At 53.4% G+C, this 15807-nt stretch carries 19 protein-coding genes; 11 read left to right on the forward strand and 8 right to left on the reverse strand.

The window, feature by feature from the left end:
• Window positions 1–141 precede the first annotated feature (141 nt).
• The 4 genes from ACMVME_RS05740 (at window position 142) to ACMVME_RS05755 (ending at window position 3126) form a co-directional block, all read left to right on the forward strand.
• Entirely contained in the window at window positions 142–462 is a 321-nt protein-coding gene (locus tag ACMVME_RS05740) for a metalloregulator ArsR/SmtB family transcription factor (protein WP_040017017.1), read from the forward strand.
• Between the two features lie 36 nt (window positions 463–498).
• Window positions 499–1788 carry an arsenic transporter gene (locus ACMVME_RS05745; RefSeq protein ID WP_068794440.1) on the forward strand — a complete coding sequence of 430 codons (1290 nt, stop codon included), beginning with the start codon at window positions 499–501 and terminating at the stop codon, window positions 1786–1788.
• A gap of 12 nt (window positions 1789–1800) precedes the next feature.
• Window positions 1801–2232: a glutaredoxin-dependent arsenate reductase gene (arsC, locus tag ACMVME_RS05750; protein WP_025204600.1), complete on the forward strand. Its 432-nt coding sequence runs from the start codon at window positions 1801–1803 to the stop codon at window positions 2230–2232.
• 117 nt (window positions 2233–2349) lie between these two features.
• Window positions 2350–3126: an SDR family NAD(P)-dependent oxidoreductase gene (locus tag ACMVME_RS05755; protein WP_068794439.1), complete on the forward strand. Its 777-nt coding sequence runs from the start codon at window positions 2350–2352 to the stop codon at window positions 3124–3126.
• On the opposite strand, the gene ACMVME_RS05760 is transcribed toward ACMVME_RS05755, so the two are convergent.
• Window positions 3123–3674 carry a TetR/AcrR family transcriptional regulator gene (locus ACMVME_RS05760; RefSeq protein ID WP_020884879.1) on the reverse strand — a complete coding sequence of 184 codons (552 nt, stop codon included), beginning with the start codon at window positions 3672–3674 and terminating at the stop codon, window positions 3123–3125. The genes ACMVME_RS05755 and ACMVME_RS05760 overlap by 4 nt on opposite strands.
• Before the next feature lie 82 nt (window positions 3675–3756).
• Between ACMVME_RS05760 and ACMVME_RS05765 the strand changes: the two genes are divergently transcribed.
• Together ACMVME_RS05765 and ACMVME_RS05770 are read left to right on the forward strand one after the other, a co-directional pair.
• Window positions 3757–4971 (forward strand): MFS transporter, encoded by a 1215-nt coding sequence (locus ACMVME_RS05765; RefSeq protein ID WP_050736557.1) that lies wholly within the window; start codon window positions 3757–3759, stop codon window positions 4969–4971.
• Entirely contained in the window at window positions 4961–5773 is an 813-nt protein-coding gene (locus ACMVME_RS05770) for a Cof-type HAD-IIB family hydrolase (RefSeq protein ID WP_020884881.1), read from the forward strand. The genes ACMVME_RS05765 and ACMVME_RS05770 overlap by 11 nt, the downstream gene beginning before the upstream one ends.
• Before the next feature lie 40 nt (window positions 5774–5813).
• Here the strand turns inward: ACMVME_RS05770 and ACMVME_RS05775 are convergent, their stop codons facing one another.
• Window positions 5814–7046, reverse strand: coding sequence for an MFS transporter (locus ACMVME_RS05775; protein WP_014169295.1), 1233 nt, complete (start codon window positions 7044–7046; stop codon window positions 5814–5816).
• Window positions 7047–7214: 168 nt separating this feature from the next.
• On the opposite strand from ACMVME_RS05775, the gene ACMVME_RS05780 reads away from it, so the two are divergent.
• The 3 genes from ACMVME_RS05780 (at window position 7215) to deoR (ending at window position 9385) form a co-directional block, all read left to right on the forward strand.
• A complete protein-coding gene (locus ACMVME_RS05780) occupies window positions 7215–7943 on the forward strand; it encodes a phosphatase PAP2 family protein (RefSeq protein WP_068794438.1) in 729 nt (242 codons plus the stop codon).
• Window positions 7944–7950: 7 nt separating this feature from the next.
• The gene (gene ybjG / locus ACMVME_RS05785; RefSeq protein ID WP_032677753.1) at window positions 7951–8559 is read left to right on the forward strand and encodes an undecaprenyl-diphosphate phosphatase; all 609 of its coding nucleotides are present in this window, start codon (window positions 7951–7953) and stop codon (window positions 8557–8559) included.
• Window positions 8560–8626: 67 nt separating this feature from the next.
• On the forward strand, window positions 8627–9385 hold the full coding sequence (deoR, locus tag ACMVME_RS05790; protein ID WP_068794437.1) for a DNA-binding transcriptional repressor DeoR: 759 nt from the start codon (window positions 8627–8629) through the stop codon (window positions 9383–9385).
• 52 nt (window positions 9386–9437) lie between these two features.
• On the opposite strand, the gene dacC is transcribed toward deoR, so the two are convergent.
• Window positions 9438–10643: a serine-type D-Ala-D-Ala carboxypeptidase gene (dacC, locus tag ACMVME_RS05795; RefSeq protein ID WP_020884884.1), complete on the reverse strand. Its 1206-nt coding sequence runs from the start codon at window positions 10641–10643 to the stop codon at window positions 9438–9440.
• Window positions 10644–10899: 256 nt separating this feature from the next.
• On the opposite strand from dacC, the gene ACMVME_RS05800 reads away from it, so the two are divergent.
• A complete protein-coding gene (locus tag ACMVME_RS05800) occupies window positions 10900–11526 on the forward strand; it encodes a glutathione S-transferase family protein (RefSeq protein ID WP_068794436.1) in 627 nt (208 codons plus the stop codon).
• On the opposite strand, the gene ACMVME_RS05805 is transcribed toward ACMVME_RS05800, so the two are convergent.
• From ACMVME_RS05805 to ACMVME_RS05820, 4 genes are all read right to left on the reverse strand, one after another.
• Window positions 11527–12645 carry a PQQ-dependent sugar dehydrogenase gene (locus ACMVME_RS05805; protein ID WP_014169289.1) on the reverse strand — a complete coding sequence of 373 codons (1119 nt, stop codon included), beginning with the start codon at window positions 12643–12645 and terminating at the stop codon, window positions 11527–11529.
• A gap of 106 nt (window positions 12646–12751) precedes the next feature.
• The gene (bssR, locus tag ACMVME_RS05810; protein ID WP_020884887.1) at window positions 12752–13135 is read right to left on the reverse strand and encodes a biofilm formation regulator BssR; all 384 of its coding nucleotides are present in this window, start codon (window positions 13133–13135) and stop codon (window positions 12752–12754) included.
• Between the two features lie 370 nt (window positions 13136–13505).
• The gene (locus ACMVME_RS05815) at window positions 13506–13727 is read right to left on the reverse strand and encodes a DUF2188 domain-containing protein (RefSeq protein ID WP_072051591.1); all 222 of its coding nucleotides are present in this window, start codon (window positions 13725–13727) and stop codon (window positions 13506–13508) included.
• A gap of 91 nt (window positions 13728–13818) precedes the next feature.
• A complete protein-coding gene (locus ACMVME_RS05820) occupies window positions 13819–14532 on the reverse strand; it encodes a methyltransferase (RefSeq protein WP_068794435.1) in 714 nt (237 codons plus the stop codon).
• Between the two features lie 45 nt (window positions 14533–14577).
• Here ACMVME_RS05820 and ACMVME_RS05825 point away from each other — a divergent pair, with 45 nt between their 5' ends.
• Window positions 14578–14826, forward strand: a complete 249-nt coding sequence (locus ACMVME_RS05825) for a hypothetical protein (RefSeq protein WP_072001204.1) — start codon at window positions 14578–14580, stop codon at window positions 14824–14826.
• 66 nt (window positions 14827–14892) lie between these two features.
• Here the strand turns inward: ACMVME_RS05825 and ACMVME_RS05830 are convergent, their stop codons facing one another.
• Window positions 14893–15633 carry a hypothetical protein gene (locus ACMVME_RS05830; protein ID WP_068794434.1) on the reverse strand — a complete coding sequence of 247 codons (741 nt, stop codon included), beginning with the start codon at window positions 15631–15633 and terminating at the stop codon, window positions 14893–14895.
• Between the last annotated feature and the right edge of the window lie 174 nt (window positions 15634–15807).

Consider the following 15807-nt stretch of genomic DNA (forward strand, 5'->3'; position numbering starts at 1 on the left):
GAGCCCATCAACCCCGCCGTTTTGGTTCAAGGTTGATGGGTTTTTTGTTGCCTGAAATTCCCCTCTTCAACATTCCGCCTTCCCTCTTTCCATCCAAACATATATGCTTAACCATATATATAACCAACCGCAGGAAAGCCGATGCTACATCCGGTCCAACTTTTCAAAGCCCTCTCCGACGAGACCCGCCTGTCCATCGTCATGCTTCTGCGCGAAGCCGGGGAACTGTGCGTCTGCGATCTCTGTTCCGCCACGGCTGAATCACAGCCCAAGGTATCGCGCCATATGGCACTGCTGCGTGAATCCGGGCTGGTGAGCGATCGCCGGGAAGGGAAATGGGTTTATTACCGTTTGTCCCCCACTATGCCGGCATGGGCTGCCACCGTGATTGAGAACAGCTGGAACTGCTTGCGGGAAGAGACTCGCGCAAAGCTGAAAAACCGTCTTCCGGGCGCGTGTTAAAACACATTCATAAAAACAGATATAACGGAGTTCACGATGTTTCTGGCTGGGGCAATTTTTCTGTTTACACTGGTGCTGGTCATCTGGCAGCCCAGAGGGTTAAGTATCGGCTGGAGCGCCACGATGGGTGCTGTACTGGCGCTGGTCAGCGGCGTGATCCACATTAACGATATTCCGGTGGTGTGGAATATTGTCTGGAACGCGACGGCCACGTTTATCGCCGTCATCATCATCAGCCTGCTGCTTGATGAGTCCGGATTTTTCGAGTGGGCGGCGCTGCATGTGGCCCGCTGGGGTAATGGCAAGGGCCGGTTACTGTTTACGTATATCGTTCTGCTGGGTGCGGCCGTTGCGGCGCTTTTTGCCAACGACGGCGCGGCGCTTATCCTCACGCCCATCGTTATCGCCATGCTGCTCGCCCTCGGGTTCAGCAAGCAGGCCACGCTGGCGTTTGTCATGGCGGCTGGATTTATCGCCGACACTGCCAGCCTGCCGCTAATCGTTTCGAACCTGGTGAATATCGTATCGGCAGACTTCTTCTCGCTGGGGTTCAGCGAATACGCCTCGGTGATGATCCCCGTGGATCTGGCCGCGATTGCGGCCACGCTGGTGATGCTGCACCTGTTCTTTCGAAAGGACATTCCGCCAGCATACGACCTGTCAAAACTCCGCGAGCCTTCCCGCGCGATTAACGATCTTCCAACCTTCAGAACGGGCTGGGTTGTTCTGTTACTGCTCCTTGTCGGGTTCTTTGTACTTGAACCGCTCGGTATTCCGGTCAGTGCTATCGCGACAGCAGGCGCGTTGATTTTGTTTGCCGTTGCAAAGCGCGGGCATGCCATTAATACGGGAAAAGTGCTTCGTGGCGCACCTTGGCAGATCGTTATCTTCTCGCTGGGGATGTATCTGGTGGTGTATGGCCTGCGCAATGCCGGGCTGACGGAGTATCTGTCAGGGGTTCTTAATCTCCTCGCCGGGCATGGCCTGTGGGCCACCACGCTCGGTACCGGGTTCATCACGGCGTTCCTGTCATCCATAATGAACAATATGCCGACCGTCCTGATTGGGGCACTGTCTGTCGATGGCAGCACGGCATCGGGTGTGATTAAAGACGCGATGATTTATGCCAACGTGATTGGCTGCGACCTGGGTCCGAAGATCACGCCTATCGGCAGCCTGGCCACCCTGCTCTGGCTCCATGTCCTGGCGCAGAAAAACATGACGATCACCTGGGGCTATTATTTCCGGACAGGCATCATCATGACGTTGCCGGTTCTGTTTGTGACGCTCGCCGCGCTGGCGTTACGTCTCTCCTTCACACTGTAATGAGTAACGGATATGAGCCATATCACCATTTACCACAATCCAGCCTGCGGCACCTCGCGCAACACGCTGGAGATGATCCGCAACAGCGGCACTGAACCCGAAATTATTCTGTACCTCGAGAACCCACCGTCTCGTGATGAACTGACCAGACTGATTGCTGAGATGGGGATTTCCGTGCGGGATTTGCTGCGCAAAAATGTCGAACCTTATGAACAGCTGGGCCTCGCCGGGGACCGGTTTACCGACGACCAGCTTATCGATTCTATGCTGCAGCATCCGATCCTGATTAACCGTCCGATCGTGGTGACGCCGCTGGGCACTCGCCTGTGCCGCCCTTCCGAAGTCGTACTCGATATCCTGCCTGATGCACAGAAAGGGGCGTTTACGAAAGAAGATGGCGAAGCGGTGGTGGACGCCAGCGGAAAAAAAATCTCCGGCAGCTAATCTGCTGATAGTGATGCCGTAAGTCTTGTCAGCCACTTACCCTGCCCCGTGGCGGAGTTGCATCCGCCGTCACCCGACCCATAATTTGATGGACCGGTCTGGTGAGGGGATGCAGGTATGAGTCTCAAAAATAAAACCGCCGTTATCTTTGGTGGCAGCGGCGCTATTGGCAGCGCCGCTGCGTATGCGCTCGCCCGTGAAGGGGCTACGGTCTACCTCGCGGCACGCGATCAGGCCAGGCTGGAGCACGTCGCTAACCGCATTCACGCCGCTGGCGGGTCAGCCCGGCGGTTTGTTTTCGATGCTCTCAATGCCGACGCGACGCTCCCGGACGTTGCCGGGATTGATATCGTCGTGAATGCCACGGGCTTTATGCATGACCAGGGTAAACGCCTCGACGCATTAACGCTCAGTGAATTCAGACAGGGGTTCGACCCTTTTCTGGCCGCCTATTTCAACATCGCCAAAGCTGTCGCACCCCGTATGGGCGGTGAGCGTGCCGGAACGTTTATCACCGTCGTTGCTCCGGCTGCAAATATGGCGATGCCGGGACATCTCGGGCATATCGTTGGCTGTGCGGGGACGGAAGCGTTAACCCGTGCGCTCGCGGCGGAGCTGGGGGCAAAGAATATTCGCGTCCTGTGCGTGCGTTCGCATGCGATAGCCGACGCGGTTCAGGCCGGTTCCTGTGTGGGTGACCTGTTCGCCATCAAGGCGCAGGCGATGGGTATCAGCGTGGAGCAGTTTCTGGAGGGCGCGGCACAGAGCACGATGCTGAATCGCCTGCCGACGCTGGAGCAGGTGGCAGACACCATCGCGTTTCTGGCGTCAGATGCAGCCGGTGCCATCACGGGCACAACGGTAAACATGACGGCCGGCGCGACCACAATCTAACGTCCGCTCTCGCCCGCTATCCTGCCGACCATCGCCCGGATCTCCTCCCGGGTGAGCGGGGCTCTGTCGGTCACAAAGTGCAGCGTCATCCCTTCGATAAAGGCATCCAGCGCGCGGGTGGTCACCGGGTCGAACCACTGCTCAAGCGTGGTCTGGCTCATCTTCATCCAGTCCTGCATTACCGTTTTGAGCGCCGCACTGCGGTGCATAAAGGCATAGAGCTGGTACATCAGCGCCATATTCTGCGGCGTCGTGACCTGCGAACTGTGGATCAGCGTGGTGATGGATTCGCACGCCATTTCTGGCCCGGTCACGCCGGCGAAGAAATCCCGATACTGCTGCGACATCTGCCGGGTAAACCACGTAAAGGCCTCTTCCAGCAGCGACTCCATACCGTCAAAATAATAGGTCATCGACCCCAGCGGCACGCCCGCGCAGGTGGCGATTTTCCGGTGCGTCACGGCATGAATACCGTGCTCTGCAATGGTGTCCAGGGTCGCCTGCAGGATCTTCTCCCGGCGTTGAGGATCGTTCGGTGCTCTGCTCATAAATTCCCCACGTGGTTTGTGTACAAATGTACACAAACTTGCTAGTGTTGTCGCTATTGTTGTACTTCCGGTGCTGACTTCAATGACTCTGACCTCCCCCCGTAGAACTCTGCAACTGCGCATGTGGGCGCTGTTTATGTTCTTCTTTATTCCCGGTCTGCTGATGGCCTCATGGGCCACGCGAACCCCGGCCATTCGCGATATTTTATCCGTCTCAACGGCCGAGATGGGCATCGTGCTGTTTGGCCTGTCGATAGGCTCCATGAGCGGTATTCTGTGCTCCGCGTGGCTTGTCAAACGCTTCGGTACACGGGCGGTCATCCGCACCACCATGTGCTGTGCCGTGTTCGGGATGCTGGTGCTGAGCGTGGCGCTGTGGTTTGCCTCGCCGGTGCTGTTTGCCCTTGGGCTGACGGTGTTTGGCGGCAGCTTCGGTGCCGCTGAAGTGGCCATTAACGTTGAAGGGGCATCGGTTGAACGTGAGATGAATAAAACCGTACTGCCGATGATGCATGGCTTTTACAGCCTTGGCACGCTGGCCGGTGCGGGTGTGGGGATGGCGCTGACGGCCTCGGGCGTCGCCGCGAACCTGCATATTCTGCTGGCCGCACTGGTATGTATTATCCCCATTCTGACCGGTATCCGGGCGATCCCTGACGGCACCGGCAAGAACACCTCTGACGAACACGCCACCGCGGAAAAAGGGCTGCCGTTTTACCGCGACATTCAGCTGATGCTGATCGGCGTGGTGGTGCTGGCGATGGCCTTTGCGGAAGGGTCCGCTAACGACTGGCTGCCGCTGCTGATGGTTGACGGCCACGGTTTTAGCCCAACTTCCGGCTCCCTGATCTACGCCGGTTTCACCCTCGGGATGACCGTCGGGCGCTTTACCGGTGGCTGGTTTATTGACCGCTACAGCCGCGTGGCGGTGGTGCGTGCCAGCGCCCTGCTGGGCGGGCTGGGGATTGCGATGATCATCTTTGTGGACGTGGACTGGATTGCCGGCGTGTCGGTGATCCTCTGGGGTCTGGGGGCATCGCTTGGCTTCCCGCTCACCATTTCAGCCGCCAGCGACACTGGCCCGGATGCACCGACCCGCGTCAGCGTGGTGGCCACCACGGGCTACCTCGCCTTCCTGGTGGGGCCACCGCTGCTCGGCTTCCTCGGTGAGCACTACGGGCTCCGCAGCGCCATGCTGGTGGTGTTAGGGTTAGTGATCATCGCAGCGCTGGTAGCGCGCGCGGTCGCGAAGCCGGAAACGGAACAAACGACACTGGAGAAGGGATATGAGCGTTAAACTGATCGCCGTCGACATGGATGGCACGTTTCTGAGCGATGCCAAGACCTATAACCGCCCGCGTTTTCTGGCGCAATATGCACGAATGAAAGCGCAAGGCATTCGCTTTGCGGTTGCCAGCGGCAACCAATACTACCAGCTGATTTCCTTTTTCCCGGAGATTGCCCATGAAATTGCGTTTGTCGCGGAAAATGGCGGCTGGGTGGTCAGCGCCGGGGAAGATGTCTTTAACGGTGAACTGTCGAAGACGCACTTCGACACCGTTGCCGCCGTGTTAAACGATGTGCCGGGCATTGAGATTATCGCCTGCGGAAAAAGCAGCGCCTATACGCTGAAGCACTATGACGACGGCTTTAAGGATATCGCGGCAAAGTACTACCACCGTCTCGAAATGGTGAGTGATTTCGGCAACCTGAACGATATTTTCTTCAAATTCGGGCTTAACGTCTCTGACGACGACATCCCGCGTATTCAGGCGATGCTGCACGAAAAGCTGAACGACATTATGGTGCCCGTCACGACCGGCCACGGCAGTATCGACCTCATCATCCCCGGGGTGCATAAAGCCAACGGTCTGCGAATACTGCAAAAGCGCTGGGGCATTGATGACAGCGAAGTGGTGGCTTTTGGCGATAGCGGGAACGACGTAGAAATGTTGCGCCAGTCAGGGTTCAGCTTTGCGATGGCAAACGCCAGGCCGCATATTAAGGCGGTGGCGCGCTTTGAAGCCCCGCACAATAACGACGAAGGCGTGCTGGATGTAATTGATAAGGTGTTGAACGGCGAAGCGCCGTTTCATTGACGCCACCATGGCCCTCTCCCGCCGGGAGAGGGAAAACAGCTTACGGCTGTAAAGCATTCCCGACGCGTTTATCCTTCAGGAACACCACGATAAGCCCAACCCACAGCACGCCGTTAGCCAGATTAAACAGGCTGAACAGACCGTTGCCGCCAAATGCGTAGGCGTGTTTGCTCACCTCGATTCCAACGGTGAAAATCAGCATTTGCAACATGCCCATCGCCGCTGACACCGTGCCTTTGCTCATCTCGCTGGCGAACAGGGTCAGGCGCACCAGCCCGGCATTCGCCACACCGATACCGAACGCGTAAACGCTTAATCCTGCGGTCATCCACAGATACGCATGGGACGACACCACTGTCGCGACCGCCGCCAGAACCAGCCCGGCAGCGATGGGCCAGCCGCCCATAATGATCAAGGCACGCACCGTACGGCGGGATGTGAGACGCGCCAGCACCAGGTTACCGATAATCAGCGCGCCAAAAATCGGCACCTGCAGCAGGCCATACTCATAGCTGCTGAGCTGCTCACCGCTAATGATAATGACCGGCGACTGGGCAATCCACGCCAGCAGAGGCAGGCTAACAAACCCCGTCGCCAGCGCGCCCGCCACAAAGCGGCCGTTCTTCAGCACTTCTTTGTAATCCCGGCCCAGCTCTTTTAGCGACAGTTTCTCACCCAGACGGGTAGCGGTTTCCGGCATCGCGCGGTGCAGGCCAAAGAAAGCGACGGCGGCCAGCACGGCAAACAGCACGAACATCCCTTCCCACGGCGCAACGTGTACCCAGGCAGCGCCCACCAGCGGCCCCAGCAGGGGCGCGATCAGCGCCACGTTCGCCATCAGCGCGGTAATCTTGATACACACCGCTTCCTCAAACGACTCCTGGATGGCGGCATACCCGACGGCACCGATAAAGCAGAGGCTCACCCCCTGCAGGAAGCGCAGCAGGGTAAATTGCTCAATATTTTGCGCCAGCAGCGTGGCGAGGCAGGTCACGATAAACCACACCACGCCCGTCAGCATCACCGGACGACGGCCAATACGATCCGACAGCGGCCCTAACAGCCACTGCAAAAACATGCCGCCAGCCAGATAAGCGGTCATGGAGGTCGGTACCCATTCGATCCCTGCGTTGTACTGTTCGACAACGGCCAGCATGCCGGGCTGGATCATATCGTTGCCGATGTAAGTAGAGAATTCGTAGAGCACCAGACATAAGGGGAAAAGCAACGCCTGACGACCCAGACGTGAACCAGAAGAAGAACGGTTTAACATGCAATCTCTTTATCGTGACAAAATCGCGACGAGTGTAATGAAATGCCCTGGCCCGAGATAGTGATTTATCCAGAAGAAACAGAAATAAAGCACATATCGTCTTTGTTTAAGGTTTCCTTAAGTTGACAGATTTATGATAGCCCCATTTCTCGTCAACGACTCCGGATTATGGCACCCACTTCCAGCCGTTCAGAATTGTCTAACTTACAGACAAATAAGACAAAACGACTTTACCGTCTACCACCCCGCTTTTATGGTTATCAGCTTTTAATACTGATAGCCCTTGCCGTGCTGTTTACCTGGCTATCCCGCGATGAAACGCTCGACAGATGGATCACCGGTTTATGGTATGACGCAGCTGCTCACCGTTTTCCACTGCAGCAAGACCACCTGCTGGACCTGCTGAACCATCGACTGGCGAAGTACATCGCCATCGCCGCAGGTGCTGTTGCGCTCATTTATGGCGCGTTCAGGCGCAATGCGAGACTGGTCACGGCCGCGCTGCTGATGGGGCTTGGCGCGCTGGTGGTTGGCGTACTGAAAAGCATAAGCCATCACAGCTGCCCGTGGGATCTGGTGGAGTATGGCGGTAAGGCCGTTTCTTATCCGCTGTTCAGTGCCGCTCCCGCTGACAGCGGTCCGGGGCGCTGTTTCCCCGGCGGTCATGCCTCAAGCGGCTTTATGGTGATGGGACTGTTCTTTGCCTTCTGGCGCGAGCGTCCGCGTCTTGCCTGGTGCTTCGTCGTGCTGGGCGTCGCTTTAGGTCTGGCGATGGGTTACGGCCAGGTCATGCGCGGGGCGCATTTTTTCTCTCACAACCTGTGGGCTGGGTGGTGGGTCTGGTTTTCCCAGTTGGTGGTCTACGGTCTGGTCTCCACCTGGTTTGCTAAAGAGTGACAACGCAATGTTAGAGAATTTGAATTACCAGCTGTTTTATCTCATCAACGCCACTCCGGCCTCGCCAGAGTGGATGATTGATTTCGCCACCTTCCTGGCAAAAGATCTGATCAGTATCGTGCCGGTGCTGGCGGCGATCCTCTGGCTGTGGGGACCGAGAAGCCAGGTGAAGGCGCAGCGCCAGCTGGTAATTAAGATGGCGATGGCCCTCGGGATCAGCGTGCTGGTCAGCTACATTCTGGGCCTGACGTTCCCGCACGACCGCCCCTTCGTCGACCACGCGGGGTATACCTTCCTGCACCATGCTCCGGATGACTCGTTCCCAAGCGATCACGGGACGGTTATCTTTACCTTCGCGCTGGCCTTCCTGTTCTGGCATCGTCTGTGGTCGGGTGCGGTGCTGATGATGGTGGCCGGGGCTATCGCCTGGTCTCGCGTTTATCTCGGCGTCCACTGGCCGATGGATATGGTGGGGGGGTTGCTGGTCGGTCTCATCGGCTGCGTCAGCGCAGCGCTCCTGTGGAATCTCTTCGGTGAAGCGCTCTACCGCGGCCTGTCTTATCTTTATCGCACCCTTTTTGCTATCCCGATCCGCAAAGGCTGGGTACGTGACTAACCCCAGTCTGACAGGTTACACTTGAACCCCCGCCCTGCGGGGGTTCACTTTTTTATCCCGAGGAACTATGGAAACACGTCGCGATGACCGCATTGCTCAGCTGATACAGGCGCTGAAGCGCAGTGATAAGCTTCATCTTAAGGAAGCCGCCAGTCTCCTCGGGGTCTCTGAGATGACCATTCGCCGGGATCTGAACAGCGAGAGCGCGCCTGTCGTGCTGCTGGGCGGGTACATTGTGCTTGAGCCGCGTAGCGCCAGCCATTATCTGATCAGCGACCAAAAGACGCGCCTGGTGGAAGAGAAACGCAAAGCCGCCCGGCTTGCGGCCTCGTTGGTGCAGCCGCATCAGACGCTGTTTTTTGACTGCGGCACCACCACGCCGTGGATAATCGAAGCGATCGACAGCAGCATCCCGTTTACGGCGGTGTGTTACTCGCTGAATACCTTTCTGGCACTGCAGGAGAAACCCGAGTGCCGGGTGATCCTCTGTGGCGGTGAGTTTCACGCCAGCAATGCCATCTTTAAGCCGCTGAATCTGCAGGATACGCTCAGCAACGTATGTCCGGATACCGCGTTTTATTCCGCAGCGGGGGTCACTGTCCGTCAGGGAGCAACCTGCTTTAACCTGGAAGAGTTGCCGGTCAAGCACTGGGCATTAAGCGCCGCGCAGTACCATGTGCTGGTGGTCGATCACAGCAAGTTTGGCAAGGTTCGTCCGGCAAGAATGGGTGAGCTGTCGCGCTTTGACGCCATCGTCAGCGATTGCCGTCCGGATGAAGAGACCGTGGCCTACGCGAAAGCGCAGCAGGTGAAGTTGATGTACTGAGTCAGGTGCAGAGGTCATGCCGGGTGGCGCGATGCCACCCGACAATGGAGGCTTAACTGAACCAGCTGCCAAACCATCCGTGGAATTTCATCATGACGAAGTCCCACATCCGGCTAAAGAAACCGCCCTCTTCTACCGCTTCCATCACAATCAGCGGACGCTGTTCAATCGATTTGCCATTAAGCTGGAAATCAATCGTCCCGACCACCTGGCCTTTTTTCAGCGGCGCGGTGAGCTGGCTGTCGGTCAGGGTGTAGCTGGCTTTCAGGTTTTTCAGCTGACCACGGGGAATGGTCACCGACCCGCCTTCACCCGCCCCCAGGTTCACTTCACTCTTGTCACCAAACCAGACGCGCTGGCTGATGAACGTGGCATCCGGTTTAATGGGCGTGACGGTTTCATAGAAGCGGAAACCCCAGGTCAGCAATTTTTCTGATTCATTAAAACGAATGCGGTCGGTTTTGGTGCCCAGCACGACCGAGATCAGGCGCATATCGCCCTGAGTTGCGGAAGCGACCAGGTTATAACCCGCGCCGGCCGTGGTGCCGGTCTTCATACCGTCGACGTTGACGTTGCTGCTCCACAGCAGACGGTTACGGTTCGGCTGGCGGATTTTGTTGAAGGTAAACTCTTTTTCTTTGTGGATGGCATATTCATCCGGCACGTCGTGGATCAACGCTTTGCCTAACAGCGCCATGTCGCGCGCGGTACTGAACTGACCCGGCGCATCAAGACCGTGCACGGTTTTAAAGGTGGTATTGGTCAGGCCCAGTTTTTGCGCGTAGCCGTTCATCAGGCCAATAAAGGAGTCCTGGCTGCCCGCAACGTAATCGGCCAGCGCAATACAGGCATCGTTACCGGACTGGATAATGACCCCTTTATTCAAATCAGACACTGACACCTGATCGCCGGGTTTGAGGAACATCACCGATGACCCACGCAGCGCCGGGTTGCCGGTCGCCCAGGCGTCCTTCCCAATGGTGACCATATCGTCAAGCTTGATTTTGCCCGCTTTCAGCGCCTGACCCACCACATAGCTGGTCATGATTTTCGTCAGGCTTGCCGGGTCAAGTTTCTCATCCGCATTGCCTTCCGCCAGCACTTTACCACTGGAATAATCCATCAGGATCCAGGCGCGCGCATCCACAGGCGGCGCTTCGGGCGCAGCCTGTTCCGCTGCGTAGAGAGTTGGTACAAACAGGAAAAGGAGCGCAGAGCCTGCCGCCAGGCTGCGCAGAGAAGTCATTTTTCGCGTCATAAATGCCACCCGAGTGTCCATTCAAAAATTACGTCACATCACCGTGTCGCAAGAAGCGATGAGTAATAGCGCACTAAAACGGTTAAAGAAACCTAACCAAGGTAAAGTTATTAAAGTTTATGCAATAACATTCAGATACGCTTTGATTCAGGCGATTTTTTTGTCTTCTGTTGCGTAATTGTTAGGTTTATCTCACCATGGCAAATCGCTGGCGTTGATTCACATCTCAGGTTGTTTGACTATTTCGGGAGTTTCTATGATTACGCTGTGGGGCAGGAACAATTCAACCAACGTTAAGAAAGTCCTCTGGACGCTGGAGGAGCTGGATTTACCGTTTAAGCAGGTGATGGCAGGTTTGCAGTTTGGGGTAAATAAAGATGCCGACTATCTGGCCATGAACCCAAACGGTCTGGTGCCCTTGCTGCGCGACGAAGAGACCGACGTGACGCTGTGGGAGTCCAACACCATCGTGCGTTACCTCGCGGCACAGTATGGTCAGAGCCGCCTGTGGGTGGACAGTCCTGCCCAACGCGCTCAGGGTGAAAAGTGGATGGACTGGGCAAACCAGACGCTCTCCCCCGCACACCGTGTGATCCTGATGGGGCTTGTCAGAACCCCCGAAGCTGACCGCGACTATCCTGCCATTCATGCAGCCCAGGACACCTGTGAAAACCTGTTTGCGATGATGGACGACGAACTGGCGAAGCATCCGTGGTTCTCAGGCGAACGCTTCGGCGTAGGCGATATTGCCGTTGCGCCCTTCATCTGGAACCTGACTAATATTGACGTTACCTGGACGCCGCGCCCGCATCTTGAGCGCTGGCTGAAGCAACTGAGCGAGCGCCCGGCATACCATCACGTGGTGATGATCCCGGTGACGTGATTACGATCCGGACGGGCTGACTTTCAACAGTTGCCCGTCCGTCTCATCGGTCAGGACATACAGATACCCATCCGGCCCCACCCGCACATCGCGAATGCGCTGGTCTCTGTCACCTAAAATTCGCCCCTTCTCGGTGACCGTGTTACCCTCCACGCTCAGCACGATAACGTCTTTCTCCTTCAGCGCCCCGACAAACAGCGTGTTTTTCCACTGCGGGAATACGTCACTGTTGTAAAACGCCATCCCGCTCACGGCGGGGGACACTTTCCAGACAAACAGCGGCTTTTCCGTTCCCTCGACGTGCTCGCCCTGGGCTTCCGGGATCTTCAGGCCGCTGTAGTTGATACCGTGCGTCGCCAGCGGCCAGCCGTAGTTTTTGCCTTTCTCCGGGATATTGATTTCATCCCCGCCGCGCGGGCCGTGCTCGTTAAGCCATAGCGTGTCGCTCCAGGGGTTCATCGCCATCCCCTGCGGGTTACGAATGCCGTAAGACCAGATTTCGGGCCGTGCGCCGGGAGTGTTCACAAACGGATTATCGGCAGGCACTTTGCCGTCCTCCGTCAGGCGCACAACTTTGCCCTGCAGTTTATCCAGATCCTGCGCCGTCGGACGCTGGTTGTTCTCACCCAGACCAATAAACAGATGGCCTTTACCGTCGAAGACCAGTCGACCACCGAAATGGTTACCGGTGGACAGTTTCGGCATCTGACGGAAGACCACCTGGAAACCTTCAATTCGGGAGAGATCATCGCTTAAGCGGCCATAGCCAACCGCCGTTCCCGCTTTGCCGTCATTCCCCGCCTCGGCATAGCTCAGCCAGACGCGGCGCGATTTTTCAAAATCCGGGGCGAGTGCCACGTCCAGCAACCCGCCCTGGCCGTTTGCCCAGACCTTGGGTACGCCGACGATCGGGTCGGAAAGCCCTTTTCCGGCCTGCCAGTGCTTTAACTGGCCTCCCTTAAGGGTCACCAGCAGCCCTTTATTGTCCGGCAGGAACGCCATCGACCAGGGATGATCGAGCCGGTTTTGCACAACGTCGACTTTTACCGCGTCAGGGGCGGCGAGGAGAGAAATCGGGAAAAATAACGCAGGCAGGAAAATCAGCGAAGATCGATGCATAACGCGCTCCTTTATCGGTTTATGGCATAAAGGTTAGCCACTGGGTCCGGGCACGTTATCACTTTTACAAAAGCTTAATCAGAAGGGGGAGTTGCCTCCCCCGGTGTCAGTGTTGTTCAAGCGTCTCGTGCTTGTTCAGACACATGATGCATAGAGAGAGCGTGGTCAGGCAGTTTTCAAGCTTCTCCGCGTTAACAGCAATAAAATTTGGGCAGTCGTGGCGTCCGTTCATCAAACATACCCCTGCAATGGAGAGCACCTCGGCGGCGCGGCGCAGCGCAACGAGTTCGCTTTCGGCGTATTCCGCTTTCAGGACGGGTGCTTTTTCACGCATGAAGTTGCAAAGTTCAAAGAGATTATCACGCAGATGTTCGCTTTCGCTGACTGACATATACCCTTTTGCCTTCCTCAACTGCAGGTACGCGGCAAGGTCGATTCGGGCATTGATCAGCTTGTTAAGCAGATCGCGTTTCAGTCTGTCAACGGACATGCTCTTTCCTCCTCTGTCAGCCATTGTGCACATTCAGAATAAGGTTATTTTTTGTACAGTTTAATGCCTGAGATCAATAATTCTTAACTGATTAACATTATTTACAATGTTACAACCTTCTCGTCGGTCATCCGCCTCGCAAAGAGTGTATAAATCCCCCGCGGAACGCTGTAAAATCCCGCCCTGATAACTCCATAATTGATGAATTTTTAACCTATGAGCAATGTTACGCACCAGCCTAAAATCGGCTTCGTCTCCCTGGGCTGCCCTAACAATCAAGAAATAAAATCCGCCTAATAAATATTCACTCAACGTTATCTATTGAAAAGACAAAAAAAGAGGCCATTGGCCTCTTTTGTTTTCCTAAAATTTATCCCTTAGGCGGATATGGATCGTTGCCATATGAGTCACGAGAACGAATCTGCCCATCACGTCCATGAATTAACAATTCACTTTGTTGATGTCGAGCAATCTCACGAGCAGCTTCTATAGCTTCAGCTTGCGTTGAATGTACAGAAGTTGCTCGTTCGTTACCTTCACCTTTTACAGCCCATCCATCAGGATGCGTTACTACATGTTGGTTCTTACCCATACAAGTTACCTGCTGTGTGAAATACACCATGTGGTGCAATAAGTAAGTATAGACACAATATGTAGCGTTACACTTGCTTGAAATCACATTTTTAGTACTCAACCGTCACAACCTCACAGATTACCTTTGTACCGTTCCATTCGTTCTTGTAGATACTGGTATCAATCCATACCTCAGGTTGAAACGTGTACCCTGTATCATTAACTAACTTCTGGTACTTAGCTGTCTGTACTGAAGCGTCATAGTACCTATGTCCAGAGTACTTAAACCCTGCTGAACCCTGCGGTACTATCCATACCCCATATGAGGATAAGGTACTTGCATGTTCAATCACCTTGTATTCAAACTCACTGCCCTTATAACGGCCTGTATACGCTTCTGACGTGTTGATCTTACCGAAAGGTGGATTGCCATAGGCAACTTCATAGAAACGGTCTGATGAGTACTGTAGAGCGTCACCAATAATCCATTCAGCTTCAGGTAGTACCCTCTTCCCAATCATTACGTACTCTGGATTTAGTTCGACACAAGTAATGTGTGTTGGGTTGTTTCTTAAGTACTGGTAGTAGCTGAGGCGACCTATACCCGCACATAGTTCGATACACTGACCAGTACAGCCAGCATCAAGTATGAAATCCCATGCGAGCATTTCAGGTGTGAAGAAAGCACCAGTAGCCCCTATACCATCGCCTTTGTAGTTGTTGAAGATAAACTCTTTATTGTCTTCTGTGAGTTGCTTATCAGAGTGGATGAGATCCATAACCTGAATGTGTAATGCAGATTCCTTTTTAGTAATTCTTGCCATAAAATACCCTTGTACAGTTGTTGTACGGGTATTTAGGAAATAATAATGAAATCCCTAATAATGATTCTTATCCCGTTAACATTAGCGGGATGTGCAGCAGTACAATATAATGATGGTAAAACTGTTAGTATTCAGTCTGACGGTTGGTATGGTTTAGATAGCTTACAAAAAACAGCAAATGAAGCATGTCAGCAGTATGGAAAGGAAAAGGCAACATACGTTCATAGTGCCAATATGAACCCACATCTACCTAAAGGTAGTGGTGTACAGAATACGATCTGGAAGTGTGAATAAATTTTTTGGGGCTACATTAAACTGTAGCCTAAAATAATTATCTATAACATCTAATAATTAATCTAATCATTTAAAAACAAATAAACTATCCACATCGACAGTATCACTTTGTATTTTAGAAACTTCATTATTGAACTGTTTGTAATAATATAAGGATCGCGTAATAGAGTCATTGAGCTTGTCAAGTTGTGACTCTACCTTACCTGGGTTAACAAACTGACCAAGTTCTTCATTATTTTCATATTCTAATGAAGTTATAAGGACTTCTCGAATACCAATCACACTAAGCATCAAAAATTGGTGATTTCTCAGAATTTTATCAAAAGTATCAACATCATCTCTAATTTTGCAACCAAGTATAGATGCACTCAGCAAGTTTGTTTTTAATATATTATTTTTATTATGTAAATCTTTAACTACAGCACTTAATTTTTCATTATACTTAATAAAAACCTCAATACAATAATGCTCTTCATCGGGGGTCAAACTTTTATGAAACCGTTTTATAGTCTGCTCCAAAACATAGAGGCTATCAAAAACCTCATCTAATTGTGAAATCTGTGGCAAATCCTTTTGAATTATATCAAAAGCTAATTTTGCTGCATTCTTTCTTTTTTCCTGACCTAAATAATCTTTTGCAAAATAGAAGGCATAAAAAGCTATTAAAAGCGATACCATCGATGATATAGCACTTATATAATCAGTAATTTTAACATCTTTGAATAGAGCAGGATTAAAAACAAACAGGGAGCACAATAACAAAAATGTAAAAATCAGAACCACAGCCGTGGAGATTATATATTTCACAACCAATACCCCTAAAATATATTAACTTATGTTCAAGTGCGGTCGATTCATCAACATTAGATCAACAAAATACATGTAATATTATCAACAAAGAGCTTTTAATTTCAAGTGTTTTATAAAAATAATTAACACTATATAGCATAATTTCTTATTAATTACTTCATAAACCAATGA

It is taken from the genome of Enterobacter cloacae complex sp. 2024EL-00711, from assembly GCF_047529885.1.
Classification (GTDB): Bacteria; Pseudomonadota; Gammaproteobacteria; order Enterobacterales; family Enterobacteriaceae; genus Enterobacter; species Enterobacter ludwigii.